Origin of the sequence: Pseudomonas sp. 2725 (assembly GCF_050434585.1) — a bacterium.
In the GTDB taxonomy this organism is placed as follows: Bacteria; Pseudomonadota; Gammaproteobacteria; order Pseudomonadales; family Pseudomonadaceae; genus Aquipseudomonas; species Aquipseudomonas jessenii.
The window spans coordinates 60,686-87,613 of the sequence record NZ_JBNDIV010000003.1 but is presented as its reverse complement, the minus strand read 5'-3'; the positions used below and the strand labels follow the sequence as shown (position 1 = coordinate 87,613).

Sequence of the window (26,928 nt, the reverse complement as noted above, 5' to 3'; positions counted from 1 at the left end):
TCAACCCAGCTCGGCGGCGCGTTTGACCGCCGCGCGGATCCTCGGGTAAGTGCCGCAACGGCAGATGTTCCCGGACAGCGCCTGATCGATGTCGCTGTCGGTCGGTTTCGGAATTTTCGCCAGCAATGCGGCCGCCGACATGATCTGCCCGGACTGACAGTAGCCACACTGGACCACGTCAAGTTCCGCCCAGGCCTGTTGGACCGGGTGCGAACCATCCGCGGAAAGGCCTTCGATGGTGAGAATCTTTTGCCCATGGGCCACGGCCGTGGCCGGTGTGATGCACGAGCGCAGCGGTGCGCCATCGACGTGCACGGTGCAGGCCCCGCATTGGGCGATGCCGCAGCCGAATTTGGTGCCGGTGAGGTGGGCGACATCGCGCAAGACCCAGAGCAGCGGCATGTCGGCGGGGACATCCAGCTCCTGATCCTGGCCATTGATGTTCAGGGTCAGCATGGCGCGGTTCCTCAGACTCAGGGTGATCTGAAGGGGCGTCGCTGCGGCCTTGTAAAACCTGCACGCGCCTCGAGTTACCCTTCAGCTAAGCGCAAAATTGCCGGCAGGCCGAGGCGCATCGACCACCGGTCACCTGCAGGAGCGAGCTTGCTCGCGAAAAACGTCAGTACAACGCGGTCATTCAGACAGGGCGCGTTATCGTTGACGTCCGTCGCGAGCAAGCTTCGCTCCTACACCCTCGGCCTGAACAAAATACCGGTGTAACGCGACAGAAACAGCCCGAATGCCATACACCAAAGCAGCGCCGACATTCCCAATCCCCACCCGGAAAACGGCACCAGCAACACCCGTGACACACCCGCCAGCAACAACAGGGCAAACCCCGCAACGATCACCTTTGACGGCTGCAACAAGCGCCCGGTGTGACCCAGACTGACCCGGGCAATCATCGCCAGAACCAACCCGCCGATGCCACCGACGGCCAGCGAATGGGTGGCCAGGCTTTGCTGCGGCATCCAGCCCAGGTGCCACAGCGCCATGGCCAGCGTCGCCACCGCGAGCCAGGTGTAAGCCAGGTACAGCGACCACAGCAGCGGCACGCGCCACAGACCGCGATCATGCCAGCGCCACAATCGCAGCAGATGCAAACCGCTGATCAACGCAAACAGCAGCGCCAGCCACACGCGTGGGGCGTCATTCAAACCGGCGGCAAAAGACACCGCCGCCAGCATCGCGCTGATCAGCAACACCTTGCCCGGCAACGGATGAGCCGCAGGCGTTGCGGGACGGTTCAAACCGCGCTGGATGAAGAACGGAATCACCCGCCCGCCGATCACGCTCATCAGCGCGCCCACCAGCCATAAAGCGGCCAGCACGCCATGCCGCTGCAGATTCACGTCTTCATTGAAAATACCCAGCAACGTCAGCGCCTGACAGCCTGCCAACAACGTGACCATCAGTAAAACCGGATAATTTTCCCGCTTGCCGGCGGCGATCAAATCCCGTCCCAGCACACACGCCAGCAGCGGCAGAAAGGGGACTTGCAAGGCCAGCAACAGGATGGCGGGCATCGGCATCAACCAGGCCAGCCGAGCGATCAGCCATACCAGCACCAGCCCGATCAGCGGCCACCCATTGAGCCCTGGCCGGCCGGTCCAGTTAGGTACCGCCGTCAACAGAAACCCGGCAATGATGGCCGCGGTAAAACCAAACGGCATTTCATGGCGATGCCAGGCGAGCATGCCACCCATTGGTTGTGCGCCGGGGAGTCGACCGTACAACCACAACGCCCAGACCGCCACCGCGATGGCCGCGAACCCGGCACCCGCCAGAAAAAACGGGCGAAAGCCGAGGGAGAAAACAGGTGCAGCAGCGATTCCACGCATCACGCCACCACCCTGGCCGGAGTTTGGCTCAGCCCGTACTGCGACAGCAGCCGCATGACATAGCCGATTTTCAGCAGGGTCGGGCCGAGGATGGTCATGGCGTGCATCGACACCAGGGCGCCAATCGACAGGTGGCCTGCGTAGAGATAGGCGCCGTAGACTCCGGCGAAAAACATGACCAGGCCAACGCCGAGTACACGACTGGAGAGATGCAGAACGTTTTGAGGGTTGCTGAAGAAATGGGACATTTTCCGTACGCCTGTAGCCGCTCAGTTGTACGTTTGATGTTTCATGTTCCGTGCCAGCTCATGAGCCCTTGTAAACCGGCACCTCCAGATCAACGAAGTCAATTTGACTCAACCCCGACATTGTCCTTATGACAACATCAAGAGTCATTACGACAACAACGTCATCCAGACACGATTCAATCAACCTAAAAGCAAACCAATATCATTTGCACAGACATGGGCCATTTGATTTAATCGCGATCAATTCTTATTTACACAAGGACGCGAACCGCCCATGGACATGCGCTCACGATGACGGTTGCCGATTCCTCCTGCGTCCAGACCCTCTACGCCACGCATCACCGCTGGTTGCACGCGCTGCTGCGCCGGCGTCTGAACAACGCGTTTGATGCTGCCGACCTGGCCCATGACACCTTCATCCGTGTGCTCAAGCGCCCTCAGGTGTTCGACGGCGAAACCCACGAACGTTCGTATCTGGCGACCATCGCCCGAGGCTTGTGTATCGATCACTGGCGTCGTCGGCAACTTGAACAGGCCTGGCTGGACACCCTCGCGGCGCAGCCCCAAGCCGTTCACCCTTCGCCAGAGCAGCGGGCGATCATCGTCGAAACCCTGTATGAAGTGGACGCCATGTTGCAACGCTTGCCCCAACGGGTACGTGATGCGTTCGTGTTGGCTCAGTTGCAGGGGTTGCCCTACCGCGCCATCGCCGAAGAAATTGGCGTGTGTGAGCGCATGGTGAAGAAGTACCTGGCCCAGGCATTGATGCATTGCGCCATGCTCGAAGCAGAACTCGATGGCCTGCTGATTCAATGACACAGACCGCATCGAACGCCATCAGCCATGCCAGTCTCGAACAAGCTGCGCAATGGTATGTCCAACTCAACGACCAACAGGCCGGGGAACAAGACCACCAGCACTGGCAAGCCTGGCTGACGCAAAGTAGCGAGCATCAGGCTGCCTGGCGTTATGTCGAGCGGGTTGGCCAGCGCTTTGCCGCCTTGCAGAACGATCATCCGCAAGCGGTCAGCCATGTACTGCGCAACACCGAACGTGCCGCCATCAGTCGCCGCCACACCGTGAAGAGTCTGCTGGTTCTGGTGTCAGGAGGTTTGCTGGGGTGGAGTGCCTGGGAGGAAACCGCCTTGGCGCCCACCCTGGTTCGCTGGCGCGCCGACCTCTCCACCGGCACCGGCGAAACCCGCGAAACCCGGCTCAGCGATGGCAGCCAGATCTGGCTCAATGCGTTGAGCGCGCTGAATGTTCGGTTCGACAGCACACAACGACTGCTGCTGTTGCGGCTTGGGGAGGTGTTGATCGATACCGCCAAAGACAGCCACCGCCCGCTGCTGGTGCACACCGCCCAGGGCCGGATGCGCGCGCTGGGCACGCACTTCAGTGTGCGCCAGGAGGATCGGCAGACAGTGCTCAACGTCTACGAAGGCGCCGTTGAAGTCCGGACTGCCCAAGGCCAGGTTCAGGTGGTGGAAGCGGGACGCCAAGTGGCATTCAGCGAAAACCACATTCCGACACCGACCGCCGCCACGGCGACTCGTGAAGCCTGGCGCCGTGGCCTGCTGCTGGCAGACAACCTGCCGTTGGGCCAATTGCTCCAGGAGCTGAGCCAGTACCGTCACGGGCATCTGGGCTGCGACCCGGCGGTGGCCGGGCTGCCGGTCATGGGTTCGTTCCCGCTCAAGGACACCGATCAGGCCTTGCGCCTGCTGGAAGCGGCATTGCCGGTACGGGTGCAGAAGCCGCTGGACTGGTGGGTCAACGTCGGCCCAAAAGCCTGATGACGGTTTTTTCTGTCCCGCCGGTTCCCTTTGGCCTTTTTCGTCCGGTTAACCCTTCAAGCACCTCGATTGCCGATTGATCCGACTCCCGGGAACCCCATGCCGCGCGCCACCGTTACCCGCAACCGCTTCGCCTTGCATCCGCTGGTGCTGGCGCTGGCGGTTGTCTTGCCGGGCCTGGATGTGTCGCGGACTCAAGCCGCCCCCCTCGTCAACAGCGAACAACCCGACAGCCAGGCACGCCATTACACCATCGCGGCCGGATCGCTGGTGAGCGTCCTCAACCGCTTTGCCGAACAGGCCGGGATTTTTCTCGCCGGACACAATGACCTCGCGGCCGGCAAACGCAGCCTTGGTCTTGACGGTGTCTACAGCCAGCAGCAAGCGTTGCAACGACTGCTGCAAGGCAGTGGCCTGCAAGCGCAACGCCAGGGCACCGGCAGCTACGTGCTGCAGGCCACAGCCTTGACACAAGAGGCACTGGAACTGGGTGCGACGAACATTTCCGGGCAGGCACCCGGGACGATCAGCGAAGACTCCCGCGCCTACACCGTCGGCTCGACGTCTTCAGCCACTGGTCTGCCGCTGTCCCTGCGCGAAACACCGCAATCGGTCACGGTCATCACCCGCCAACTCATGGACGACCAGGGGGCCACCAGCATTGTCGATGTCCTGCGCCGCACTCCTGGCATCAGCGTGCAAAACTACGACAGCGAACGCTGGGAATTTTCCAGTCGTGGCTTGCCGATCACCAATTTCCAGTACGACGGCGTCAATACCGACTACGACGGTGTCTACGACTACGGCACCTCGAGCACCGACATGGCACCCTACGACCGCGTTGAGATCATCAAAGGCGCGACCGGCCTGATGACCGGGGCGGGGGATCCCTCGGCAACCGTCAATCTGATTCGCAAGCGCCCGACCCCGGCATTCAAAGCCTCGGTCACCGGCACCGTCGGCTCATGGGACAACTATCGCAGCGAAGGCGATATCTCCGGCCCGCTGAGCGCCAGCGCAAATGTCCGCGGGCGTCTGGTCGGGGTCCACCAGGACCGCAGCGCCTACGCCGATCACTACCGCAGCACCAAGGACATCGCCTACGGCATTGTCGAAGCCGACTTGACCCCGGACACCCTTGTCACCGTCGGTATCGACCAGCAAGACACCCGTTCCCGGGGCGCCAGCTGGACCGGTTTCCCGATGTACTACAGCGACGGCTCGCGCACCGATTTCTCCCGTTCCTTCAACCCGGCCACCGACTGGAGCCGTCGCGACTTCACCAACCAGACGGTGTTCGCCTCCGTGCAGCAGCAACTGGTCAACGATTGGGCACTCAAGGTCAGTTACGACCGCAAACACCGCCAGCACGATACCTTCCTCGCCTCCGCCAGTGGCGGCAACCCGGACCCGGTCAGCGGTAACGGCATGTTCATGTACATGGGCAAGTTCGAGGGTGATCAGGTTCAGGACAACATCGACGTCAACCTGACCGGTCCATTCACCCTATGGGGTGGCGATCACGAACTGATCGTCGGTTTCATGTCAATGAGCACGCGCCAGGACATACCGGTATACGGTTCGGTGTACCCGCCAGTGGACGGCAGCATCTTCGACTGGCGCGGCGAGTTTGCGAAACCCGGGATCCCACGGGTGGGCACCGACGACATTGTCCAGCGCCAGACCGGTGCCTACCTGGCCACCCGGCTCAAGCCCGTCGATGACCTGGCGCTGATCCTCGGTACGCGTGTCAGCGACTTCTCGGGGCACGACGACCTGGATTACAGCGACCCGCACACCGCCGACCTGCGCGACAGCTATCGCCAGAGCGGTGTCGTCACGCCTTATGCCGGGCTTGTCTATGATTTCGACGACATCTGGTCGGTGTACACCAGTTACACCAGCATCTATCAGCCGCAAATGAGCAAGGACGCCAACCGGCGACTGCTCGATCCGGTACAAGGCAAAAGTCTTGAAGCGGGCATCAAGGCTGAATACTTCGACGGGCGCCTGAACGCCAGGTTCGCCCTGTACCGCATCGAACAGGACAACATCGCCGAGTATGTCAGCGGCGTTGATACCGAGTCGGTGTACCGCGCCGTCCAGGGCGCCACCACCAAAGGCTTCGAGATCGAACTGGCCGGCGAGTTGCGGGACGGCTGGAACCTGTCGGCCGGCTACACCTATAACCACACCCGCGATGCCAAGGGTGATTACGTCTACGGTTCGGTGCTGCAAACCACTGCACCGGAACAGGTGGTGCGAGTATTCAGCACCTACCGCCTGCCTGGCCCCTGGGACAGGCTCACCGTCGGTGCAGGCGTGAACTGGCAAAGCGAATTCTTTGGCAATGTGTTCCGTCCCGACCCCGCCGATACGGTGAACTTCGGTCAGTACACGACGATCACCCAGCCCGGTTACGCCCTGGTGGACGCGATGGCGCGCTATCGCTTCAACGAGCACCTGAGCACCACACTGAATGTGAAGAACCTGTTCGATAAAACCTACTACACCGGGCTTGGCAACTTTGGCACCGGGTTTTATGGCGAACCGCGCGCCGTACAACTGACCACCCGATGGGCGTTCTGATCGTGGCCTGAAACGGGTGTTTGGCGATCTACGGTACTGCCGAACGAACTCAGGCTGGCTACGCTGTAATCCAGCATGCATAACCTGCCGAGGAGTGCCCGCCATGCAACGTGTTCAAAAACTCACGCCCTGCCTGTGGTTCGACAATCAGGCCGAAGAGGCGGCAAAGTTCTATTGCTCGATCTTCGACCATTCGAAAATCACCGCCATCACCCATTACGGCCACGCCGGATTCGAATTCCACGGCCGGCCCGAAGGTTCGGTCATGACCGTCAGCTTCGAACTCGACGGGCAGAGCTTCACCGGTCTCAACGGCGGGCCGATGTTCACGTTCAGTGAAGCGGTTTCGTTTCAGGTCAATTGCCAGACCCAGGAAGAAGTCGACCATTACTGGGGCCGCCTGTCGGCCGGCGGCGCGCCCGAGGCCCAGCAATGCGGCTGGCTCAAGGACAAGTTCGGGCTGTCATGGCAGATCGTCCCCGTTGCGATGATGGACATGATCAAAGACCCGGACACGAAAAAATCCCAACGAGCCATGCAGGCGATGATGCAGATGAAAAAACTCGATATCGCCGAACTGCAACGAGCCTTTGACGGCGAGAGCTAATACACTCGGGCACTGACCTGCCGAGGAGCGAGCATGAAGCACGCCGTTGCCAAGAACGCCGACAAGGCCCCGCGCTTCTGGCGCGATGATGCCCTGCCTTTCATCGAAGCCCGCTCCATCGCCGACGGGCGCGAAGTCTGCTACACACGGCATGCCCACGAGCACTTTTCCATCGGAGCGATCACCGCCGGGCGCAGCACCTATCTCCATGAGCAGTCGGCGTTCGAGGTCAGCGTCGGCACTGTCGTGCTGATGAACCCCGGCGACGTCCACGCCTGCAACCCGATCGAAGACCAACCCTGGTCGTACCTGATGCTGTACGTCGATACGCCGTGGCTGACCGATTTGCAGCATCAGCTCGGGTTCTGCGATGACGCGGCGTTTCGCCGCTTTTCAGTGACCCATACCCGGGACGCCAACCTGTTTGCCGGCCTCGCGGGCTTGTATGAGGTACTGGTCGATCCACAGCAAGACGTGCTGCGCAAACACAGCGTGGCCGTGGAGTTCTTTACCGAGGTTCAGCTCCGGTTCAACCCGATCGATCAGCCGCTGCGCGAACCCAATTTCAAGCTGGAGCGTGCTGCCGATTACATCCGCGACCACTGCACGCAAACCCTCAAGCTCGAAGACATATGCGAGGCGGCGCAACTGTCACCGTCCTACCTGATCCGCGCCTTCAAACAGCATTACGGCATGACGCCCCACGCGTTCCTGGTGAACCGGCGCATCCAGTTCGCCCAGGATCAATTGCGCAGCGGCAAGCTGATTGCGGACGTGGCACTGGAAGCGGGGTTCGCCGATCAGGCGCATTTTCAACGGGCATTCAAACAGCACCTGGCGGCGACACCGGGGCAGTATCGGGGCTGAGGCAACACAAAGAGGCTCTTGAGCCTGACTCTCCCCTGTGGCGAGGGGGCTTGCCCCCGTTCGGCGGCGCAGCCGTCGTAAATCCTGCATACAATGTATGTCTGAAAGAACGTCGGGGGGCCGCTTCGCAGCCCAACGGGGGCAAGCCCCCTCGCCACAAAGTGCTCGCCACAAAACCTGCAGTGACTGCCGTTACGGCAGCAACAGGTACACCGCGCTCACCACCAGCAGCAACGCCATGGTGCGATTGAACAGGCCCATGCCGGCCGGGTTGTGCAAAAAGCCGCGCAGAAATGTCCCGGCATACGCCCAGCAGCCGACCGACGCATAGCAGATCACCAGGTAAATCGCGGCGAATTGCCAAACCAGGCGTGCCTCGCCATCGGCGACAAACGCGCCCATGCCGGCCACGCAGGCCAGCCAGGCTTTCGGGTTGAGCCATTGCATGATGGCGCCATACAGCATCGACGGCGCCTGCGCCGATTCGCTGGTTTGCACCTGCCCATTGTCGGCCGCCAGCTTGAAGGCCATGTACAACAGAAACGCCACACCTGCCCATTGCACCCCCTGCGTCAGTGCCGGCCATCGTTGCAACAACTCATGCAGCCCCAACCCCATCAGCACCAACAGCAAAACAAACCCCAGGGTGGCCCCGGCCACGTGACGCTGGCTGGCCCGGAAGCCAAACCGCGCGCCGGAACTCAACGCCACAATGTTGACCGGCCCCGGCGTGATGGACGCGACCAGCGCAAACGCTGCCATGGACATCATCAGACTCATTGCACACCTTCTTCCATCGAGTTGAACAAGGCCCTCAAGGTAAAGAGCCCACCGGCTCGCGTATTGAAGAAAACTACCCTTCCCGGCCTCGCTACGAGTAATAGCTGACGATGCTTTTCACTTTGCTCAAGGCAGTGCGCAACGAGTCCATGTCCACCGAACCCAACGCCAGGCGTATCGCGTGCGGCACGTGGGCCGAAATCGCAAAAGGCTCGGCCGGCGACACCGACACCTGCTCGCGCATCAGTGCCATGGCGATCTGGTCGGCCCGGGCGTCCTCCGCCAACGGCAGCCAGATGAAGTAGGAATTGGGGTGACTGATGGTCCTGAGCCCCGCCAGCATCTCGCGGGCCAGAGCTTGCCGGGCCCGGGCGTCTGCACGCTTTTGCGATTCCAGTTGGCTGACGGTGCCATCGTCGAGCCAGGCCGTGGCGATGGCGGTCACAACGCCGGGAGTGTTCCAGGTGGTCGCCATGATCGTGCGCTCGAAGGCGGCGACCCATTGCGCCGGTGCGGCGATGAAACCGACGCGCAGCCCGGTGGCGACATTCTTCGACAGACCGGACACATACACCGTTCTCTCAGGCGCCAGCTCGGCCAACGGTGGCGGTACGTTTTCAGCCAGGAACGCGTAGGCGGCGTCCTCGATGATCGTCAGGTCATGCCGGCGCGCAATCGCCACCAGTTGCTCGCGCTGACCGGCGTCCATCACCCAGCCCAGCGGGTTATGCAAGGTCGGCATCGAGTACACGGCCCGTACCGATCGGCTGCGACAGAGTTTTTCCAGGGCAGGCAGATCAGGCCCGGTATCCGTGACCGGAATGGGCAAGACTTCCAGATGCAGGGTTTCGGCCAGCGTCTTGAAACCGGGATAGGTCAACGCATCGGCGGCGATCACATCACCTGGTTTGAGCAGCGTCATCATCGCCACCGCCAGGCCATGCTGGGCGCCGCTGACGATCAACACCTGTTCAGCCGGCACGCTCAGCCCCCGATCAAGCAGATGGCGCGCGACCGAGGCCCGCTCGTGCAGGCGTCCCGCGTGAGGCTGATAGCGCAGCAGGGATTCAAGGTCCCCGGACAACGCCAGTTGACGCAAGGCAGTGCGCAACAGGTCGGCCTGACCGGGCAATGACGGGTAGTTGAAATTCAGGTCGATCATCCCCGCCGCCACCACGTGCTGCGAGATGCCCTGCCCCGGCGGCAGCGAGGTCTCCCTGACAAAGGTCCCGCGTCCGGTTTCGCCGCTGACCAGGCCCATACCCTCCAGCTCGGCATACACCCGGCTGGCGGTGACCAGTGCCAGACCGTGCTCGGTTGCCAGTTGCCGGTGAGTCGGCAGGCGCGTACCGGGCGGCAGATGCCCGGAGCGGATGTCGGCGGCAAAGGCATCTACCAGGGTCTTGTAGCGGGATCGAGGCATGTCGAGATGTATCCATGACAATTTTTTGATTGTATCGATACTCGCTCATAGGATGAGTTTCGTGCAATCAGACAATGAGCGTGAGCCAAATGGAACGGACCTCGAACCTGCAACCCCGGACGCTGGAAAACAGCACCAGCGGCTGGATCAACGGCCTGATCGGCGTGGTGATCTTCAGCGGCTCGCTACCGGCGACACGGGTGGCGGTGCTGGAGTTTGACCCCGTGTTCCTGACGGTTGCGCGCGCGACCATCGCGGCGGTCCTGGCGTTGTGCCTGCTGTGGTTATTCAAGGAAAAACGCCCGGCGCGCCAGCAACTGATTCCGTTGATGATCGTCGCCCTGGGCGTGGTCATCGGCTTTCCCCTGTTGACCGCGCTGGCGCTGCAATACGTGACTTCCGCGCACTCCATTGTCTTCGTCGGCCTGTTACCCCTGGCAACAGCGGTGTTTGGCGTTCTGCGCGGCGGCGAGCGGCCAAGGGCGGCGTTCTGGATTTTCTCGGTGCTGGGCAGCCTGCTGGTGGTCGGGTTTGCCCTGTCCCAAGGGCTGACCGCCTCCCCCCAAGGCGACATCCTGATGCTGCTGGCCATCCTCGCCTGCGGCCTGGGTTATGCCGAAGGCGCGAAACTGTCGCGCACCCTCGGTGGCTGGCAGGTGATTAGCTGGGCGCTGGTGCTGTCGCTGCCGGTCGTGGCCGTGCTCAGCTGGATGCGCATGCCGGCTTCGTTCACCGGCATCAGCACGCCGGCCTGGTTCAGCCTGGCTTACGTCTCGCTGTTCAGCATGCTGATCGGTTTCGTGTTCTGGTATCGCGGCCTGGCCCAAGGGGGCATCGCCGCCGTCGGGCAATTGCAGCTGCTTCAGCCGTTTTTCGGGCTGACCCTGGCCGCCACCCTGCTGCATGAGCATGTCAGCCTCGGCATGCTGGGTGTCACCGTCGCCGTGATCCTCTGCGTCGCCGGGGCGAAAAAGTTCGCCAGATAACCCCGTGTACGGTGGTTTGCGCCCATGACTGTATGGGTCTGGCCAAGGGTGAGCCGTGATAAAAATATCGCTCTTGCTACAGGAGCCCACCATGGACCTCGCCACCCTCACCCTGTTTCTGCCGGCCTGTTTTGCCCTCAATATGGCGCCAGGCCCCAACAACCTGTTGTCGGTCAGCAATTCGACCCGCTATGGCTACCGCACCGCGTGCGTGGCCGGCATCGGCCGGTTGCTGGCGTTCGCCGGGATGATTGCCCTGGCCTCGGCGGGGCTGGCGGTGGTGTTGCAAACCTCTGAGCTGCTGTTCTACGCCATCAAGATCCTCGGCGCGGCTTACCTGTTCTACCTCGCCTGGCAATTGTGGCGCGCAGATCCGGGTGTGGAAAACGTGGTCACCTCAGGGCCCGTGGGCACGCTGGCGCTGGCCCGGCAGGAATTCCTGGTCGCGGCCGGCAACCCCAAGGCCATCCTGATTTTCACCGCGTTCCTGCCGCAATTCGTCGACTCGACCCACGCCATTGCGCCGCAGTTCGTGGTGTTGGGCGCGCTGTTTCTGGTGCTGGAATGGGTCGCCATCGGCGCTTACGCCTACATGGGCCTGCACATGCGCCGCTGGTTCGCCAGGCCGTCGGGCAAGCGGATGTTCAACCGCTGCTGCGCCGGGTTGTTGTCGGCAGCGGCTTCGGTACTTCTGATGGCCAGACGCGCCTGAAGTAGATGTTTTACACATGTGGGAGCGGGCTTGCTCGCGAAGGCGTAGTGTCAGTCACCTCAATATCGAATGACACGACGCCTTCGCGAGCAAGCCCGCTCCCACAGGTTGGAATCACCTTTCGACTGGAAATTCGCTGTCGATTTTCCGGTGGAGGTCGCCCATGCCGCGATCTATGCTGGGCCCATGAACCTACAAAAAACGCTTCTACCGCCCCGTGCCGAGATGGTTCGCGCCATGCTCGAACGAGACACCTCCTACGAGGGGGTGTTTTTCACGGCGGTCAAGACCACAGGCATCTTCTGTCGCCCCGGTTGCACCGCCCGCAGCCCGAAGCCTGCGAACGTCGAGTTCTTTGCCAGCGCCGAACAATGCCTGGCGGCGGGCTATCGCGCCTGCCTGCGCTGCAAACCGCTGGACACCGCCGCCAGCGCGCCGGACTGGGTGCAGAAACTGTTCAAGTCGGTAGACGCCGACCCGGAACAGCGCTGGACCGACGCCCGGCTACTGGCTGAAGGCATCGAACCACTGAAACTGCGTCGCTGGTTCAAGCAGCATTTCGGCATGACCTTCCACGCCTGGCTGCGCACCCGGCGCCTGGGCGTGGCGTTGGGCGGAATCAAACAGGGCGACTCCATCGATGACGTCGCTTTCGATTCCGGCTACGAGTCCCTGAGCGGTTTTCGCGATGCCTTTCAAAAATCCTTTCACATCACCCCGGGCCGGGCGGCCAACAGCGAGCCGCTGCTGTTCACGCGCCTGACCACACCCCTGGGGCCGATGATCGCCATGGCCGAACGGCGTGGGCTGGTGCTGCTGGAGTTTCTCGATCAGGCCTCGCTGAACCCTTCGGTCCAGGCGCTGCAAAACCGTTTCGGTTATGCCGTGGCACCGGGGCACAACGCGCATTTGCAGCAGATCGAAGAGCAGTTGTCCGCGTATTTCGCCGGTACGCTCACTGAGTTCAGCGTGGCCTTGCACATGCCCGGTAGCGAGTTCTCCCGCCGGGTCTGGGCTGAACTGGCGAAGATCCCTTACGGCCGGACCACCACCTACGGCGCCATTGCGGCGATTCTGGGCAAGCCCGGTGCCAGCCGGGCGGTGGGCCTGGCCAACGGGCATAACCGCTTATCGATTGTCGTGCCCTGCCACCGGGTGATCGGCGCCGACGGCTCGTTGACCGGCTACGCTGGAGGCCAGCCGCGCAAGGCGTTTCTGCTCAGGCTGGAAAACGTAGCGGTGCAGCTCACGGAGCAGCTGGCGTTCTGATCCCCCCCACAGTTTTTTCATAAGGAAGGAAACTCGATGGACAGGCTCGACAATCAACTGCACCAACTGCATCTCGAGGGTTTGCTGATCCTCACCAACGTCGCCGATGCCGCCGGTGCGCGGCTGGTGGAGCAACTGGGCAACAAGGCCGTCGCCACCAGCAGTGCGGCGGTGGCCTGGGTACATGGCTATCCGGACGGCAACACCCTGCCCCTTGAGCGCCTGGTCTCGACGGTCGAGTCGATCGCCCGGGTCATTTCGGTGCCACTGACCGTGGACATCGAAGCCGGTTACTCCGATGACCTGGAACGGGTGGCAACAGTGGTTGACGCCGTGATCGCCGCCGGCGCTGTCGGAATCAATATCGAGGACGGCTCCTCGCCGCCGGAATTACTGGTACGCAAGATTGAAACCGCGCGCCAGGTGGCCGATCGACGTAACGTGAACCTGTTCATCAATGCGCGCACCGATGTTTATCTTCGGGGTCTGGTGCCTGCCGAAGATCGCGTCGCCGAAACCCTCGAGCGCGCCAAGCTGTATCAGGCGGCCGGTGCCAATGGCCTGTTTGCGGCGGGCGTTACCGCGGAGTACGAGATCAAGGCGCTGTGCCACGGCACCTCGCTGCCGCTGAATGTGCTTGGCTTCCCGGGCCTGCCGTCGCCCGAAGTGCTCACAGAACTTGGTGTGCGCCGCCTGTCCGCAGGTTCAGGCATCGCCGAATTCCTCTACGGTGCCATGGCCGGCATCGCCAAAAGCTTTCTGCAAACCGGCAAGTTCGATACCCACGACCTGAAGGCCCTCACCTATGGCGAAGTGAACGCCCTCTTGAAACCGTCCGGGAAAGCCTGAGCCCATGGCTGACGGCTATCAGGCGGCCAGTGCGTTCCTGGCGGCCATCGATGACGACTGGCGCCGCCACATCGACGCCGTCGGCCCGTGCCTGCACCAGCCGCACGCGGCCCGTGATCCGTATGAGTCGCTGGTGCGGGCGATTGCTTATCAGCAACTGCACGCCAAGGCCGGTGATGCGATTGTCGGCCGCCTGCTGGCACTGTTCGGTTCGGGTGCGTTTCCCAAGCCTGAACAGATCGTCGCGACCGATTTCGACCGACTGCGCAGTTGCGGATTTTCCGCGAGCAAGATCGCGACCATTCAGGGTATCGCCCAGGCGTCGCTGGACGGCGTGGTGCCCGATTACGCCACGGCGCTGGCCATGGACGATGAAGCACTGATCGAACGCCTGATCACGTTGCGCGGCGTGGGCCGCTGGACCGTGGAGATGCTGCTGATCTACAGCCTGGAGCGGCAGGATATCCTGCCGGCCGATGACTTTGGCGTGCGTGAGGGCTATAGGCGACTCAAGGGCCTGGAGGTGCAGCCGACACGCAAGCAGATGATCGAGATCGGGTTGGGGTGGAGTCCTTATCGGACGGTGGCCTCCTGGTATTTGTGGCGGGTGCCAAACAAATAGACCGCGTTATCGTTTTTCGCGAGCAAGCCCGCTCCCACATTCGACCGCATTCCCATGTCAGAACTCGGTTAAATGTGGGAGCGGGCTTGCTCGCGAAGACGTCAGTCCAGTCAACACACCATCAAGGACCAGTCACAACCCCGACTTCAACCGACTGAACGCCCGGATCAACGCCCGGTTGAACGCCTTGCCATTGTCATTCTTGCTGTACAGCGAAGCCCGGACCGCGGCCGGCGGATACGTCCCCGGATCGTTGCGAATCGCCGGGTCGATCAAGCCGTCCGCCGCCGTGATCGCATTGGCGTAGTGGATGGTGTCGGTGATCGGCGCGATCACTTGCGGGGTCATCAGGTAATCCATCAACGCCAGGCCGGCCTGCGGATGCGGCGCGTCCTTGGGAATGACCATGGCATCGAACCAGATCAACGTGCCCTCCTTCGGAATCCGGTACTTCAGCGAGTACGGCTTGCCCGCCGCCTCGGCCTGGCCCGCCGCGATGGCCACGTTGCCGTTCCACGACATCGCCACGCAGGTGTTGCCGTTGGCCAGGTCGCTGATGTTCAGGTCGTTGTCGAAGTAGCGGATGTACGGACGAATCTTCGCCAGTTGCTGCTCGGCCAACTTCAGGTCATCGAGGTTCTGGCGGTTGATGTCCAGGCCCATGTACTTCATGACCGCCGCAAACACTTCGTTGGGATCGTTGAGCAAGCTGACCCCGCAATCGGCGAATTTCGAGACCACGGCCGGATCGAACAGCATCGCCCAACTGTCGGTCGGCGCATCGGGCAGGCGCTGTTTGACAGCCTGTTCCTGATACCCCACACCCGTGGTGCCCCAGGCGTAGATCCCGGCATAGCGGTTGCCCGGATCGAACACCGCCATGTGCTGGCGGAACTCCTCGCCGACGCCGGCAAAGTGCGGCAGTTGCTGCTTGTCGATCGTCTGTACCGCGCCACTCTCGATGGCCCGGGACAAATGCTGCCCCGCCGTCAGCACCAGATCGTAGCCACTGCGGCCGGTGAGCAGCTTGGTCTCGACGGTTTCCAGGGAGTCGAAGTGGTCGACCACCACATGGATGCCGGTTTTCGCTTCAAAATTCTTCAAGGTGTCCGGGGCCAGGTACTCGCCCCAGATGTACAGGTTGACCACCGGTTTGGCGGTGTCGGCAGCCTGCACACACAGGGGTGCAAGCACCAGCAGTATTGCTTGAGTCAGTTTGTGCAGGCCCACGATCACGCTCCCTTTTTGTTGGAGGTGGTGACGGCGTACTGCGGCATGGTAATGCACGCGACGTTGCCGCCACCGAGGAGGATTTCCCGGGAGTTTTCGATGCCGACGATGCTGTGTTGCGGGAACAGCTCGGCCAGGGTCGCCAGCGCCACTTTGTCGTTGCGATCACCAAACAGCGGCACCACGATGGAGCTGTTACCGGCGTAGTAGTTGATGTACGACGCGCAGATTTTCGTCCCGGCCTGGCGGGTATGGGTGCTGTCCTGCCGGTCCAGGCCTTCGGCTTCTTCGGCGGTCCACTCCAGCACATCCGGCTGCGGCAGCTTGTGCACGATCAACTCGCGGCCACGACTGTCGCGGGTGCTGCGCAGGATGTCGTAGGCCTCCTGATAGATTTCCCACTGCGGGTCGTCGCGGTTGTCGGTCCATTGCAGCACCACTTCACCGGGGCGCACGAAGCACGCGAGGTCGTCGACGTGGCCGTCGGTTTCATCGAACTTGCAGCCCCGTGGCAGCCAGATCACCTGCTCGGCGCCGAGGTAATCGGACAGGCGGCGGGTGACTTCGTCCTTGCCCAGGTGCTGGTTGCGATTGCGGTTGAGCAGGCATTGCTCAGTGGTCAGGATGCTGCCCTGGCCGTCGCTCTGGATACCGCCCAGTTCGGCGATCAACGGTGCGCGATAGCGGTCGAAGCGTTCGATTTCGAGGATCTTGCCGGCGATCTGGTCGTCCTTGTCCCACGGATAGTACAAGCCGCCGTCGAGGCCGCCGTAGGCGTTGAATTCGAAGTCGACGCCGCGCACTTCGCCACTCTGGTCATTGACCACAAAACACGGGCCGCTGTCGCGGAACCAGGTGTCGTTGCAGGTCATTTCGACCACGCGTACTTGCGGCGGCAACTGGCGGCGCGCGGTGGCGAACTGTGCCGCCGAGGCGCACACGGTGACCGGTTCGCTCATGGAAATGGCGGTGACGATCTGCACCCAGACTTTCTGCGCCGGCTTGGCACCGTTGCGCCAGACGTCGGTACGCTCCGGCCAGCCGAGCCAGCAACCGGACTTGGCTTCGAATTCGCCGGGCAGGCGGAAACCGTCCTGTTTGGGAGTGGTGTCGAGCAAACGGGCCATGGTCAAACCTCTTCAGCGGGGATTGGAATGACCACAGGCTAAGGGCGACAGCGACTGGCTCGCCAACGATGATTATTTCGGAATACTTGAATTCAACTCATCAATCGAGCAACTGATCGTTGAACCATTCCAGCATTTGCGCCACCGCCGGACGCTCCAGCCGCAGCCGCTCGCACACCAGCGCATATTGGCCCAGCGCGGTCATGCTCGAGGTGAACGGCCGTACCAGCCGCCCGCTGAGCAAATCTTCCTGGGCCGTCAAGTTGTCGCCCATGGCCACGCCCTGCCCTTGGGCCGCGGCCTCCAGTGCCAGCCCGGCGTGGGCGAAATACAGTTGACGATCAGGGCGCTGGTCACCGGCATGGCTGGTAAGCCACGCGGTCCAGGTCTTGCCGTCCTGGTCGTCGTGCAGCAGACAGTGGCGGGCCAGGTCCTTCGGGGTTTTCAGGGTGCCCTGGTTGAACAGGCCGGGGCTGCACACCGGGAAGAACTGCAACGCAGGCAGCGGCCGGACGAAATACGCGGTGCTGTCCACCGGGCCGGTGCCGTAGGTGATCGCCAGGTCGATGTCTTCCCCGGGCGCCGTGGCGTCGATCGGCTGTTCGTACAGATGCAAGGTGATGTGCGGGTAACGCGCGTAGAAATCCGTGAGACGACTCATCAGCCACTTTTGCGCCAGCTCGGCGGTAACCGCCAGACGCAATACCGCCAGGGATGAAGGGTCGCGCAGTTCATCGCAGGCATCGCCAATCAGTTCGAAAGCCTGCTGCAAACTTTGCATCAGGCGCCCGGCGGCCAGGGTCGGGCGAATCTGCCGGCCCTCGCGCACGAACAGCGGCACACCGAGTTGCTCTTCGAGTTGGCGAATCTGGTGGCTGACCGCGCTGTCGGTGACACACAGCTCGGCCGCCGCCCGACCGAAATGGGCGTGACGGGCGGCGCATTCGAAGGTTCGCAGGGCTGCCAGGGAGGGTAATCGTCGCATCAGGTCATGTCCCGGTTTCGAGGGGGACATGCTGACTTGGCCTTTCGTGGGCGTCCAGTGGGACCGCGTTATCGTTCTTCGCGAGCAAGCCCGCTCCCACACTTGGAACGCAATACCCCTGTGGGAGCGGGCTTGCTCGCGAATAGGCCGGCCCATTCACCACAAATCCAATGACCTATCACGCTGACTGATCAACGATGACACTCCCCCAAACCCGGCGCGGGCACCTGCGATCGGTGAAGTGTTCATCGCCCGGGGCCGAGTGGTGAAGGCCGGCAAGAAACAGGTATTTGCCCGCGCCGAGCTGATCGCGCAAACAGGCGGTCAACTGAAACTGGTGGCGACCGGCGACGCGATTCTGGTGCCGGTCGAGTAGCCCCTACGGTCTAGGCTGTTCAGGGTACGCTCAAGTCAGCCGGAGGCTCCCATGCATCTCGAAGGTTCCTGCCATTGCGGCGCGGTGTCGTTCAGTTTGACCAGCGCCCACCCCTACCCTTACCAGCGTTGCTACTGCTCGATCTGCCGTAAGACACAGGGCGGTGGCGGCTATGCGATCAACCTCGGTGGCGATGCCGCCAGCCTCAAGGTTCGCGGGCGCAAACACATCGCGATTTACCATGCGCGGCTCAAGGAACAAGACGACAAGCGCGCCCACAGCAGCACGGCCGAGCGGCATTTCTGCTCGGTCTGCGCAACGGCTCTGTGGCTATTCAGCCCGGAGTGGCCTGAGTTGATTCACCCCTTCGCCTCGGCCATCGACACGCCGCTGCCGGTGCCGCCGGAGCACACGCATCTGATGCTCGGTTCAAAAGCGCCGTGGGTGGAGGTCCAGGCGCTGCCCGGGGATCAACAGTTCGATCTGTACCCCGTGGAATCCATCGCCCAGTGGCATGAGCGTCTCGGCCTGGTCTGCCGAGAATAATTATCAATTTTTTTTCATACGGCAGTTCCCCTTTGCGTTTTTCGTTCGGTCAACCCCTCAGAAGCACTTCAACTACCGATCGATTCGATGCAAAGGGATCCCCATGTCGCACCCGCTTGTCGCCCATTTCCGTTTTGCCTTGTGCCCTCTCGCGCTGGCCTTGCCTGCCGCCCTGCTGAGCCTTGTACCCGTTGTCCACGCCGCTGAAACCGATGCCGAAAAGAACTCGGCCCGGGACGACGGCGTACTGCAACTGGGCGCAACGACCATTTCCGGCCAGGCGCTGGGCGCTACCACCGAAGGCACCCACTCCTACACCACCGGTTCAACATCCACGGCCACCGGCCTGCCCCTGTCGATCCGCGAAACGCCGCAATCGGTGACCGTCATTACCCGTCAGCAGATGGACGACCGCGGTGTGCAGAGCATCGGCGACGCGCTACGCAACACCCCCGGTATTTCGACGCAGAAGTACGACAGTGACCGCACCGAGTTTTCCGCCCGTGGCTTTGCCATCACCAACTTCCAGTACGACGGCGTGAACATTCCGTATGACGGTGTCTACGGTGAAAACCCTAACAACGGCGACGACGCGTCCAGCCTGGACCGCATCGAAATCGTCAAGGGTGCGACCGGCCTGATGACCGGTTCGGGCGACCCGTCCGCCACCGTGAACCTGATCCGCAAGAAGCCGACCAAGGAATTCAAGGCGTCGATCAGCGGCACCGTCGGTTACTGGGACGCGTATCGCAGCGTCGGCGATATTTCCGGTTCGCTGAACGATTCCGGCAGTGTGCGTGGCCGCTTTGTCGGCGCTTATTCCGACAAGAACTCCTACCAGGATCATTACAGCCAGAAGAAAGACCTGTTCTACGGCATCCTCGAAGCCGATCTGACACCCGACACCCTGCTGACCTTCGGCGTCGACAAGTCAAGCACCACCCCGCGAGGCTCGTCCTGGACCGGCAACCCGGTGTACTTCTCGGACGGAGGCCGTACCGACTTCCCCCGTCACTTCAACCCGGGCGCCGACTGGAGTCGTCGCGACTTCGACGACATCACTTACTTCGCCTCCCTGGAACAGGCCCTGGCCAACGACTGGAAGTTCAAGGCCAGCATCGACCAGAAAACCACCGATCACGACACTCGCCTGGCCTCGGCCAGCGGCGGCAACCCGGACCGCGCCACTGGTGAAGGCATGTTCCTGTACTGGGGTCGCTGGGAAGGTCATCGCGTGCAAAACACCGCTGACGTGAACGTCACCGGCCCCTTCACCCTGGGAGGCCGCGAGCATGAACTGGTGGCTGGCTTCATGGCTTCCCACTCGCGCCAGACCGGCGCGACCTACGACACCAGCGCCTTCGAATTGGTCCCGGGCAGCATCTACGACTGGAGCGGCGATCTGCCGGAACAGAACTTCCCGAAAAACGGCAAGTACGAACGCACCCAAAGCCAGAATGGCCTGTACCTGGCCACGCGCCTGCACGCGACCGACGATCTGTCGATCATCCTCGGCAGCCGCCTGAGCACCTTCAAGTACAACGAGGATTATTCGTACTATCCGGGTGCGGGACTCGATGACACCCATGCCAGCTACAAGGAACATGGCGTGGTCACGCCCTATGCCGGTGTGGTTTATGACCTGGACGACACCTATTCTGCATACGCCAGCTACACCAGCATCTACCAGCCACAAACCTACAAGGACGCCAACGGTTCGACCCTGGCACCGGTCGAGGGCGCCAGTTACGAAGCCGGCCTGAAAGCCGCTTACTTCGACGGGCGACTGAACGCCAGCCTGGCCTTCTTCCGCATCGAGCAAGACAACCTCGCCGAATCGATCGGTACCAACCCGGTCACCAACGAAGGCATCTACAAAGCCATCGACGGCGCAACCACCAAGGGTGTGGAACTGGAACTGGCCGGTGAAGCGGCCGAAGGTTGGAACCTGTCGGCCGGCTATACCTACGCCCGCACCCGTGACGCTGATGAACAGCGCATCTTTGGCTTCCCGCTGGCGACCTCCAAACCGGAACATGTCGTGCGTACGTTCACCACCTACCGCCTGCCCGGCGCACTGGATCAGGTGACCATCGGTGGCGGTATCAGCTGGCAGAGCGCGTTCTACGGCAAGATCTACAGCCCGACAACGGGCGGCGACACCCGCATCAAGCAAGGTGGCTACACCCTCGTCGACCTGATGAGCCGCTACCAGTTCAACGAAAACCTGAGCTTCACCGTCAACGCCAACAACGTCTTCGACAAACGCTACCTGACGGGCCTGGGCAACTTCGACACCACGTACTACGGCGAACCACGCAACGTGATGTTGACCACCAAGTGGGATTTCTAAGCTGAGCGCCCGCCAGAAAACTGATACCTGTCAGTTAACACTGGAACCTGTGGGAGCGAGCTTGCTCGCGATAGCGGACTGTCAGCCACCTCAGGTGTGGCTGCCTGATCCGTCATCGCGAGCAAGCTCGCTCCCACAATGGGTTGCGGTGTTTATGCCGCAGCCGGTATGCCGCTATGGAAGCGAAATTCCACATCCGGGGATTCGATCAGTTCCTGCTCGGCGGCACGGACCCTGTCGATCACCTGGGCGATGTCCTTGGCGTCCCCATATTGGTAGGCCAGCTTCAGGTAACCCTGGAAATGCCTGGCCTCGCTCTTGAGCAGACCGAAATAGAACTTGCCCAGTTCTTCGTCCAGGTGCGGCACCAGCGCTTCGAAACGCTCGCAACTGCGGGCTTCGATGAAGGCGCCGACCACCAGGGTGTCCACCAGTTTCACCGGCTCGTGACTGCGCACCACCTTGCGCAGCCCCGACGCATAGCGCCCGGCGGACAGCTGGCGCAGTTCGATCTTGCGCCGTTTCATCAGGCGCATGACCTGTTCGTGGTGCACCAGTTCTTCCCGGGCCAGGCGCGACATCATGTTGATCAGATCGACGTGGGAGTGATACTTGGCGATCAGGCTCAACGCGGTGCTGGCGGCCTTGAATTCGCAGTTCTTGTGGTCGATCAGCAGGGTTTCCTGATCGGCCAGCGCGGCCTGGATCCAGCCGTCGGGGGTGCGGCAGCCAAGGAACTCGTGAATTTCGGGAAGGATCATGGGGCTCACGGAAAAATAGGTTCAAAACGAAGGGCGCCGATTATACCGGCCTGCCCGCAGACCACCAGTCGCCGACCGTTGATATGCATCAAGTCCCCGAATCGCCGACAGCAACTATAGTTGTGCAACGCCGTGCTTTTTCATTTTCAGGAGATCCCGCTCATGCAAGCCATTCGCAGCATTCTGGTGGTCATCGAACCCGAGCACTCGGAAAGCCTGGCGCTCAAACGGGCGAAGTTGATCGCCGGTGTGACCCAGGCGCAGTTGCATCTGCTGGTGTGCGACCCCAAGCATGATCACAGTGGCATGTTGGGTGTGCTCAAGGCCGCTTTGACGGAGGACGGCTACAGCGTCACCACCGAGCAGGCCTGGAACGACAGCCAACACCAAACCATCGTCGATGTGCAGCAAGCCGAAGGTTGCGGCCTGGTGGTCAAGCAGCACTTCCCCGACAGTCCGTTGAAAAAAGCCCTGCTGACCCCGCAGGACTGGAAGCTGTTGCGGTCCTGCCCGACTCCGGTGCTGCTGGTGAAAACCGCCGATTCATGGAAAGACAAAGTGATCCTGGCAGCCATCGACGTCGGTAACACCGACCAGGAACATCGCCACCTGCACAACACCATCATCGATCATGGCTATGACATCGCAACCCTGGCCAAGGCCCGCCTGCACGTGATCAGCGCCCACCCGTCGCCGATGCTGTCGGCGGCCGACCCGACGTTTCAACTGAGCGAAACCATCCAGGCGCGCTATCGCGAACAGTGCAAGGCGTTCCAGGCGGAATTCGACATCGACGATGATCACCTGCACATCGAGGAAGGCCCGGCGGATGTGCTGATTCCGTTCATGGTGCACAAACTGCAGGCAGCGGTGACGGTGATCGGCACCGTAGCGCGCAGCGGGTTGTCAGGGGCGTTGATCGGCAATACGGCGGAAGTGGTGCTCGATGCGGTCGAGAGCGATGTGCTGGTGCTCAAGCCGATGGAAGTGGCGGATCATCTCGAGGAGATTGCGGACAAGCATTGAAGCCGAACATGCTTTTGTGGCGAGGGGGCTCGCCCCCGCTGGGTCGCGAAGCGACCCCCTGCATTCCGGCAGATGTACTTGTACCAGCTCAATTTGCGACGGCTGCGCCGCCGAACGGGGGCAAGCCCCCTCGCCACATATCAGCGGGTCAGCCGCCAAAGGCGTCTTGCAGGAACCCCGGCGCAATATAGCGCTGGTAATGGGCTTCGGAGAGCAGGAAAAATTCCCGATCAATGGCGTCGCGCAATTCCGGCAGGTTCCACTCGCGAAACTCCGGCAGCAGCACCATCCCGTAGGCTTCCAGGTTGTTGATCACCCGCGCACCGCGCGCGATCAACTGGTAGGCCCAGCAATATTCCGATTGATGGGGCACGAAGCGGATCTTGCGCTGCTCCAGCTGCATTCGGAGCAGTGCCGGATCGAAAATTTCCACCTTGGCGGCCATCACCTGTGACAGCAACTGCTCAAGACGCAGCCATACCGCGCGCTTTTCTTCCTCGTTGTAACCGTTCCAGTGGATCACTTCGTGGTGGAAACGCTTGCAGCCACGGCACACCAGGTCACCGTAAACAGTGGAGCAGAGGCCGACGCAGGGAGTCTTGATGGTCTGATTGGGCATAGATAGGCAAAACGCGAAAAAGCAGAACAGGCCGGCATGTTAGCCCTTTGTCGGCCATTGATCACCCCTCAAAGTTCAGGGCCTGTGGAGAATCGGGCTCTGGTGACCGCCACCACCAAAGTCCAATAAACACTGACTTACCTTTAATTTTTTTTTGCCGTAGAATCAGCCTGCCTTTTTAGGCGCCAATGTCCGTTAGAAGCTGTTTTCAAAGCGTCACGAGCACAGTCGTTCCTTCAGAGCGGTGTTGGCGAGGGGTTTTTCCAGCGGGGAAAAGCCCAACGCCAACCCTCATCAGCTCCCGTTCTGCAGGCGTAAAACTTTGAAAGCAGCTTCTGTAAGGAATTGTCGGTAATTCTGGCTAAGTGGCTCACAACGCCATGCAGCGCATGAGTACGGCAATTTCGGGATGAGCGTCCCGGACACCCATTTGGGACCACTGATGAGGGTAATAACTGTGCTTGAAGCCTACCGCAAACATATCGAAGAGCGCGCAGCACTGGGTATCGTTCCCCAGCCGCTAAACGCCGAACAAACTGCAGGCCTGGTCGAGCTGCTGAAAAATCCCCCGGCTGGCGAAGAAGCATTCCTCGTTGACCTGATCACCAATCGCGTTCCGCCTGGAGTGGACGAAGCAGCCTATGTAAAGGCCGGCTTCCTGTCCGCCATCGCCAAAGGCGAAGCCAAATCCCCCCTGATCGACAAGAAGCGCGCTGTTGAACTGCTCGGCACCATGCAGGGCGGCTACAACATCGTGACTCTGGTTAACCTGCTGGACGACGCCGAACTGGCTCCAGTAGCGGCCGAAGAACTCAAGCACACCCTGCTGATGTTCGACGCCTTCCACGACGTCGCTGAAAAAGCCAAGAACGGTAACGTTCACGCCCAAGGCGTGCTGCAATCCTGGGCTGACGGCGAGTGGTTCGTGAAGCGCCCGACCCTGGCCGACAAGATCAGCCTGCGCGTGTTCAAGGTCACCGGCGAAACCAACACCGACGACCTGTCCCCTGCTCCTGATGCCTGGTCCCGTCCAGACATCCCGCTGCACGCCCTGGCCATGCTGAAAATGGCTCGCGACGGCATCGTGCCTGACGCACAAGGCGTCACCGGTCCGATGAAGCAGATCGAAGAAATGCGCAACGCCGGTTTCCCTATCGCCTACGTCGGTGACGTGGTCGGTACCGGTTCTTCGCGTAAATCGGCGACCAACTCCGTACTGTGGTTCTTCGGCGACGACGTTCCTTATGTACCGAACAAGCGTGCCGGCGGTTTCTGCTTCGGCAGCAAGATCGCTCCGATCTTCTACAACACCATGGAAGATGCTGGCGCACTGCCAATCGAATTCGATGTTTCCAACATGCACATGGGCGACGTGATCGACCTGTACCCGCATGCTGGCAAAGTCTGCAAGCACGGCACCGACGAAGTCCTGACCACCTTCGAAATGAAGACTCCGGTGCTGTTGGACGAAGTTCGCGCTGGCGGCCGTATCCCGCTGATCATCGGCCGTGGCCTGACCGAGAAGGCTCGCACCGAGCTGGGTCTGCCACCTTCGAACCTGTTCAAGAAGCCTGAAGCTCCGGCTGAAAGCACCAAGGGTTTCACCCTGGCGCAGAAAATGGTCGGCAAGGCTTGCGGCGTGACCGGCGTTCGTCCGGGCACCTACTGCGAACCGAAGATGACCACCGTGGGTTCCCAGGACACCACCGGTCCAATGACCCGTGACGAACTCAAAGACCTGGCGTGCCTGGGCTTCTCGACCGACCTGGTGATGCAGTCCTTCTGCCACACCGCGGCTTACCCTAAGCCGATCGACGTGACCACCCACCACACCCTGCCTGACTTCATCATGACCCGCGGCGGCGTTTCCCTGCGTCCGGGCGACGGCATCATCCACTCGTGGCTGAACCGCATGCTGCTGCCAGACACCGTCGGTACCGGTGGTGACTCCCACACCCGTTTCCCGATCGGCATCTCGTTCCCGGCCGGTTCCGGCCTGGTTGCGTTCGCCGCAGCCACCGGCGTCATGCCGCTGGACATGCCTGAGTCGATCCTGGTTCGCTTCAAAGGCGAACTGCAGCCAGGCGTCACCCTGCGTGACCTGGTTCACGCCATTCCTTACTACGCGATCCAGGCTGGCCTGCTGACCGTAGAGAAGAAAGGCAAGAAGAACGCCTTCTCCGGTCGCATCCTGGAGATCGAAGGCCTGCCTAAACTGACCGTAGAGCAAGCGTTCGAACTGTCTGACGCCTCGGCTGAACGTTCGGCTGCCGGTTGCACCATCCAGCTGTCCAAAGAGTCGATTGCCGAATACCTGCAGTCCAACATCACCCTGCTGCGCTGGATGATCGGCGAAGGCTACGGCGATGCACGTACTCTGGAACGTCGCGCTCAAGCAATGGAAGCCTGGCTGGCCAACCCTGAGCTGCTGGAAGCCGACAAAGACGCCGAATACGCCGAAGTCATCGAGATCGACCTGGCCGACATCAAGGAGCCTGTATTGTGCGCTCCGAACGACCCGGACGACGCTCGCCTGCTCTCCAGCGTTGCTGGCGAGAAGATCGACGAAGTGTTCATCGGTTCGTGCATGACCAACATCGGTCACTTCCGCGCTGCCGGCAAGTTGCTGGAACAGGTCAAGGGTCAGCTGCCAACCCGTCTGTGGCTGTCGCCGCCGACCAAGATGGACGCTCACCAGCTGACCGAAGAAGGCTACTACGGCATCTACGGCAAGGCCGGCGCTCGCATGGAAATGCCAGGCTGCTCGCTGTGCATGGGTAACCAGGCACGTGTAGAGCCGAACTCGACTGTAGTGTCGACTTCGACCCGTAACTTCCCGAACCGTCTGGGTGACGGCGCGAACGTCTACCTGGCTTCGGCCGAGCTGGCGTCCGTGGCTTCCATCCTGGGTCGCCTGCCGACCGTCGAGGAGTACATGGAATACGCTGGCAAGATCGACAGCATGGCGGCCGATGTCTACCGCTACCTGTCCTTCGACCAGATTGCCGAGTTCCGAGAAGCTGCTGCGAACGCCAACATCCCGGTCGTTCAAGCCTAACGTTGCAACGCAATGAAAAACGCCGCCCATCGTGAGATGAGCGGCGTTTTTTTATGGCTGTTTTTTGTGTGTATATCCGTTTCTGGAGTAATGGCTGCTATTTGTTCCGCGAGCCGACCTGGCTCTGGCTGAGGTCCCCGAACCTCTGTAGGAGCGAGCCTGCTCGCGATGGTCGTCAACGATAACGCAGGCTGTCTGAATCCCCGCGGTGTCCCGGCGTTTTTCGCGAGCAGGCTCGCTCCTACAGCGATCGAATAC

At 61.5% G+C, this 26,928-nt stretch carries 25 protein-coding genes; 15 read left to right on the top strand and 10 right to left on the bottom strand.

The window, feature by feature from the left end; all coding sequences use genetic code 11:
- From ABIE16_RS08325 to ABIE16_RS08315, 3 genes are all read right to left on the bottom strand, one after another.
- Positions 1-456: a (2Fe-2S)-binding protein gene (locus tag ABIE16_RS08325; protein WP_057715045.1), complete on the bottom strand. Its 456-nt coding sequence runs from the start codon at positions 454-456 to the stop codon at positions 1-3.
- 230 nt (positions 457-686) lie between these two features.
- On the bottom strand, positions 687-1,841 hold the full coding sequence (locus tag ABIE16_RS08320) for an NnrS family protein (RefSeq protein WP_218498222.1): 1,155 nt from the start codon (positions 1,839-1,841) through the stop codon (positions 687-689).
- The gene (locus ABIE16_RS08315; protein ID WP_057715047.1) at positions 1,841-2,089 is read right to left on the bottom strand and encodes a hypothetical protein; all 249 of its coding nucleotides are present in this window, start codon (positions 2,087-2,089) and stop codon (positions 1,841-1,843) included. Before ABIE16_RS08315 ends, ABIE16_RS08320 begins: the two co-directional genes overlap by 1 nt.
- 291 nt (positions 2,090-2,380) lie before the next feature.
- Here ABIE16_RS08315 and ABIE16_RS08310 point away from each other — a divergent pair, with 291 nt between their 5' ends.
- The 5 genes from ABIE16_RS08310 (at position 2,381) to ABIE16_RS08290 (ending at position 7,948) form a co-directional block, all read left to right on the top strand.
- Positions 2,381-2,905 (top strand): sigma-70 family RNA polymerase sigma factor, encoded by a 525-nt coding sequence (locus tag ABIE16_RS08310; RefSeq protein ID WP_150814632.1) that lies wholly within the window; start codon positions 2,381-2,383, stop codon positions 2,903-2,905.
- Positions 2,902-3,885, top strand: coding sequence for a FecR domain-containing protein (locus tag ABIE16_RS08305; RefSeq protein ID WP_429520869.1), 984 nt, complete (start codon positions 2,902-2,904; stop codon positions 3,883-3,885). The genes ABIE16_RS08310 and ABIE16_RS08305 overlap by 4 nt, the downstream gene beginning before the upstream one ends.
- Positions 3,886-3,984: 99 nt before the next feature.
- Entirely contained in the window at positions 3,985-6,474 is a 2,490-nt protein-coding gene (locus ABIE16_RS08300) for a TonB-dependent siderophore receptor (RefSeq protein ID WP_429520868.1), read from the top strand.
- 103 nt (positions 6,475-6,577) lie between these two features.
- Positions 6,578-7,081, top strand: a complete 504-nt coding sequence (locus tag ABIE16_RS08295; RefSeq protein WP_057715051.1) for a VOC family protein — start codon at positions 6,578-6,580, stop codon at positions 7,079-7,081.
- A 33-nt stretch (positions 7,082-7,114) separates the two neighbouring features.
- Positions 7,115-7,948, top strand: coding sequence for a helix-turn-helix domain-containing protein (locus ABIE16_RS08290; protein WP_429520867.1), 834 nt, complete (start codon positions 7,115-7,117; stop codon positions 7,946-7,948).
- 192 nt (positions 7,949-8,140) lie between these two features.
- Here ABIE16_RS08290 and ABIE16_RS08285 read toward each other — a convergent pair whose 3' ends face one another.
- Both ABIE16_RS08285 and ABIE16_RS08280 read right to left on the bottom strand, forming a co-directional pair.
- The gene (locus ABIE16_RS08285) at positions 8,141-8,728 is read right to left on the bottom strand and encodes a LysE family translocator (RefSeq protein WP_429520866.1); all 588 of its coding nucleotides are present in this window, start codon (positions 8,726-8,728) and stop codon (positions 8,141-8,143) included.
- A gap of 91 nt (positions 8,729-8,819) precedes the next feature.
- Positions 8,820-10,151, bottom strand: coding sequence for a PLP-dependent aminotransferase family protein (locus tag ABIE16_RS08280; RefSeq protein WP_429520865.1), 1,332 nt, complete (start codon positions 10,149-10,151; stop codon positions 8,820-8,822).
- A gap of 89 nt (positions 10,152-10,240) precedes the next feature.
- Here ABIE16_RS08280 and ABIE16_RS08275 point away from each other — a divergent pair, with 89 nt between their 5' ends.
- The 5 genes from ABIE16_RS08275 (at position 10,241) to ABIE16_RS08255 (ending at position 14,589) form a co-directional block, all read left to right on the top strand.
- Positions 10,241-11,137 carry a DMT family transporter gene (locus ABIE16_RS08275; RefSeq protein WP_218498226.1) on the top strand — a complete coding sequence of 299 codons (897 nt, stop codon included), beginning with the start codon at positions 10,241-10,243 and terminating at the stop codon, positions 11,135-11,137.
- Between the two features lie 91 nt (positions 11,138-11,228).
- Positions 11,229-11,849 carry a LysE family translocator gene (locus ABIE16_RS08270; RefSeq protein WP_090454996.1) on the top strand — a complete coding sequence of 207 codons (621 nt, stop codon included), beginning with the start codon at positions 11,229-11,231 and terminating at the stop codon, positions 11,847-11,849.
- 186 nt (positions 11,850-12,035) lie between these two features.
- Complete coding sequence (locus ABIE16_RS08265; RefSeq protein ID WP_429520864.1) at positions 12,036-13,118, top strand: bifunctional transcriptional activator/DNA repair enzyme AdaA; 1,083 nt, start codon at positions 12,036-12,038, stop codon at positions 13,116-13,118.
- A gap of 36 nt (positions 13,119-13,154) precedes the next feature.
- Positions 13,155-13,967 carry an isocitrate lyase/PEP mutase family protein gene (locus ABIE16_RS08260; protein ID WP_218498228.1) on the top strand — a complete coding sequence of 271 codons (813 nt, stop codon included), beginning with the start codon at positions 13,155-13,157 and terminating at the stop codon, positions 13,965-13,967.
- A gap of 4 nt (positions 13,968-13,971) precedes the next feature.
- Entirely contained in the window at positions 13,972-14,589 is a 618-nt protein-coding gene (locus ABIE16_RS08255; protein ID WP_429520863.1) for a DNA-3-methyladenine glycosylase family protein, read from the top strand.
- Positions 14,590-14,721: 132 nt separating this feature from the next.
- Here the strand turns inward: ABIE16_RS08255 and ABIE16_RS08250 are convergent, their stop codons facing one another.
- The 3 genes from ABIE16_RS08250 to ABIE16_RS08240 all read right to left on the bottom strand — a co-directional run bounded on the left by ABIE16_RS08250 (position 14,722) and on the right by ABIE16_RS08240 (position 17,931).
- Positions 14,722-15,819 (bottom strand): extracellular solute-binding protein, encoded by a 1,098-nt coding sequence (locus ABIE16_RS08250; protein ID WP_349733889.1) that lies wholly within the window; start codon positions 15,817-15,819, stop codon positions 14,722-14,724.
- 2 nt (positions 15,820-15,821) lie between these two features.
- A complete protein-coding gene (gene aguA, locus ABIE16_RS08245; RefSeq protein ID WP_429520862.1) occupies positions 15,822-16,946 on the bottom strand; it encodes an agmatine deiminase in 1,125 nt (374 codons plus the stop codon).
- A 100-nt stretch (positions 16,947-17,046) separates the two neighbouring features.
- Positions 17,047-17,931, bottom strand: coding sequence for a LysR substrate-binding domain-containing protein (locus tag ABIE16_RS08240; RefSeq protein WP_090454991.1), 885 nt, complete (start codon positions 17,929-17,931; stop codon positions 17,047-17,049).
- A 241-nt stretch (positions 17,932-18,172) separates the two neighbouring features.
- Between ABIE16_RS08240 and ABIE16_RS08235 the strand changes: the two genes are divergently transcribed.
- From ABIE16_RS08235 to ABIE16_RS08225, 3 genes are all read left to right on the top strand, one after another.
- Positions 18,173-18,307, top strand: coding sequence for a hypothetical protein (locus ABIE16_RS08235; protein WP_429520861.1), 135 nt, complete (start codon positions 18,173-18,175; stop codon positions 18,305-18,307).
- Positions 18,308-18,358: 51 nt separating this feature from the next.
- Positions 18,359-18,853, top strand: a complete 495-nt coding sequence (locus ABIE16_RS08230) for a GFA family protein (RefSeq protein WP_057715061.1) — start codon at positions 18,359-18,361, stop codon at positions 18,851-18,853.
- Positions 18,854-18,956: 103 nt separating this feature from the next.
- Positions 18,957-21,206 carry a TonB-dependent siderophore receptor gene (locus ABIE16_RS08225; RefSeq protein WP_429520860.1) on the top strand — a complete coding sequence of 750 codons (2,250 nt, stop codon included), beginning with the start codon at positions 18,957-18,959 and terminating at the stop codon, positions 21,204-21,206.
- Between the two features lie 152 nt (positions 21,207-21,358).
- Here the strand turns inward: ABIE16_RS08225 and ABIE16_RS08220 are convergent, their stop codons facing one another.
- Positions 21,359-21,967, bottom strand: a complete 609-nt coding sequence (locus ABIE16_RS08220) for a tRNA-(ms[2]io[6]A)-hydroxylase (protein WP_090454987.1) — start codon at positions 21,965-21,967, stop codon at positions 21,359-21,361.
- A gap of 162 nt (positions 21,968-22,129) precedes the next feature.
- Here ABIE16_RS08220 and ABIE16_RS08215 point away from each other — a divergent pair, with 162 nt between their 5' ends.
- Complete coding sequence (locus ABIE16_RS08215; RefSeq protein WP_057715063.1) at positions 22,130-22,993, top strand: universal stress protein; 864 nt, start codon at positions 22,130-22,132, stop codon at positions 22,991-22,993.
- Between the two features lie 148 nt (positions 22,994-23,141).
- Here the strand turns inward: ABIE16_RS08215 and ABIE16_RS08210 are convergent, their stop codons facing one another.
- Complete coding sequence (locus tag ABIE16_RS08210; RefSeq protein WP_057715064.1) at positions 23,142-23,612, bottom strand: DUF1289 domain-containing protein; 471 nt, start codon at positions 23,610-23,612, stop codon at positions 23,142-23,144.
- 457 nt (positions 23,613-24,069) lie between these two features.
- On the opposite strand from ABIE16_RS08210, the gene acnB reads away from it, so the two are divergent.
- Complete coding sequence (acnB, locus tag ABIE16_RS08205; RefSeq protein ID WP_340316407.1) at positions 24,070-26,670, top strand: bifunctional aconitate hydratase 2/2-methylisocitrate dehydratase; 2,601 nt, start codon at positions 24,070-24,072, stop codon at positions 26,668-26,670.
- The last annotated feature ends 258 nt before the right edge of the window (positions 26,671-26,928 follow it).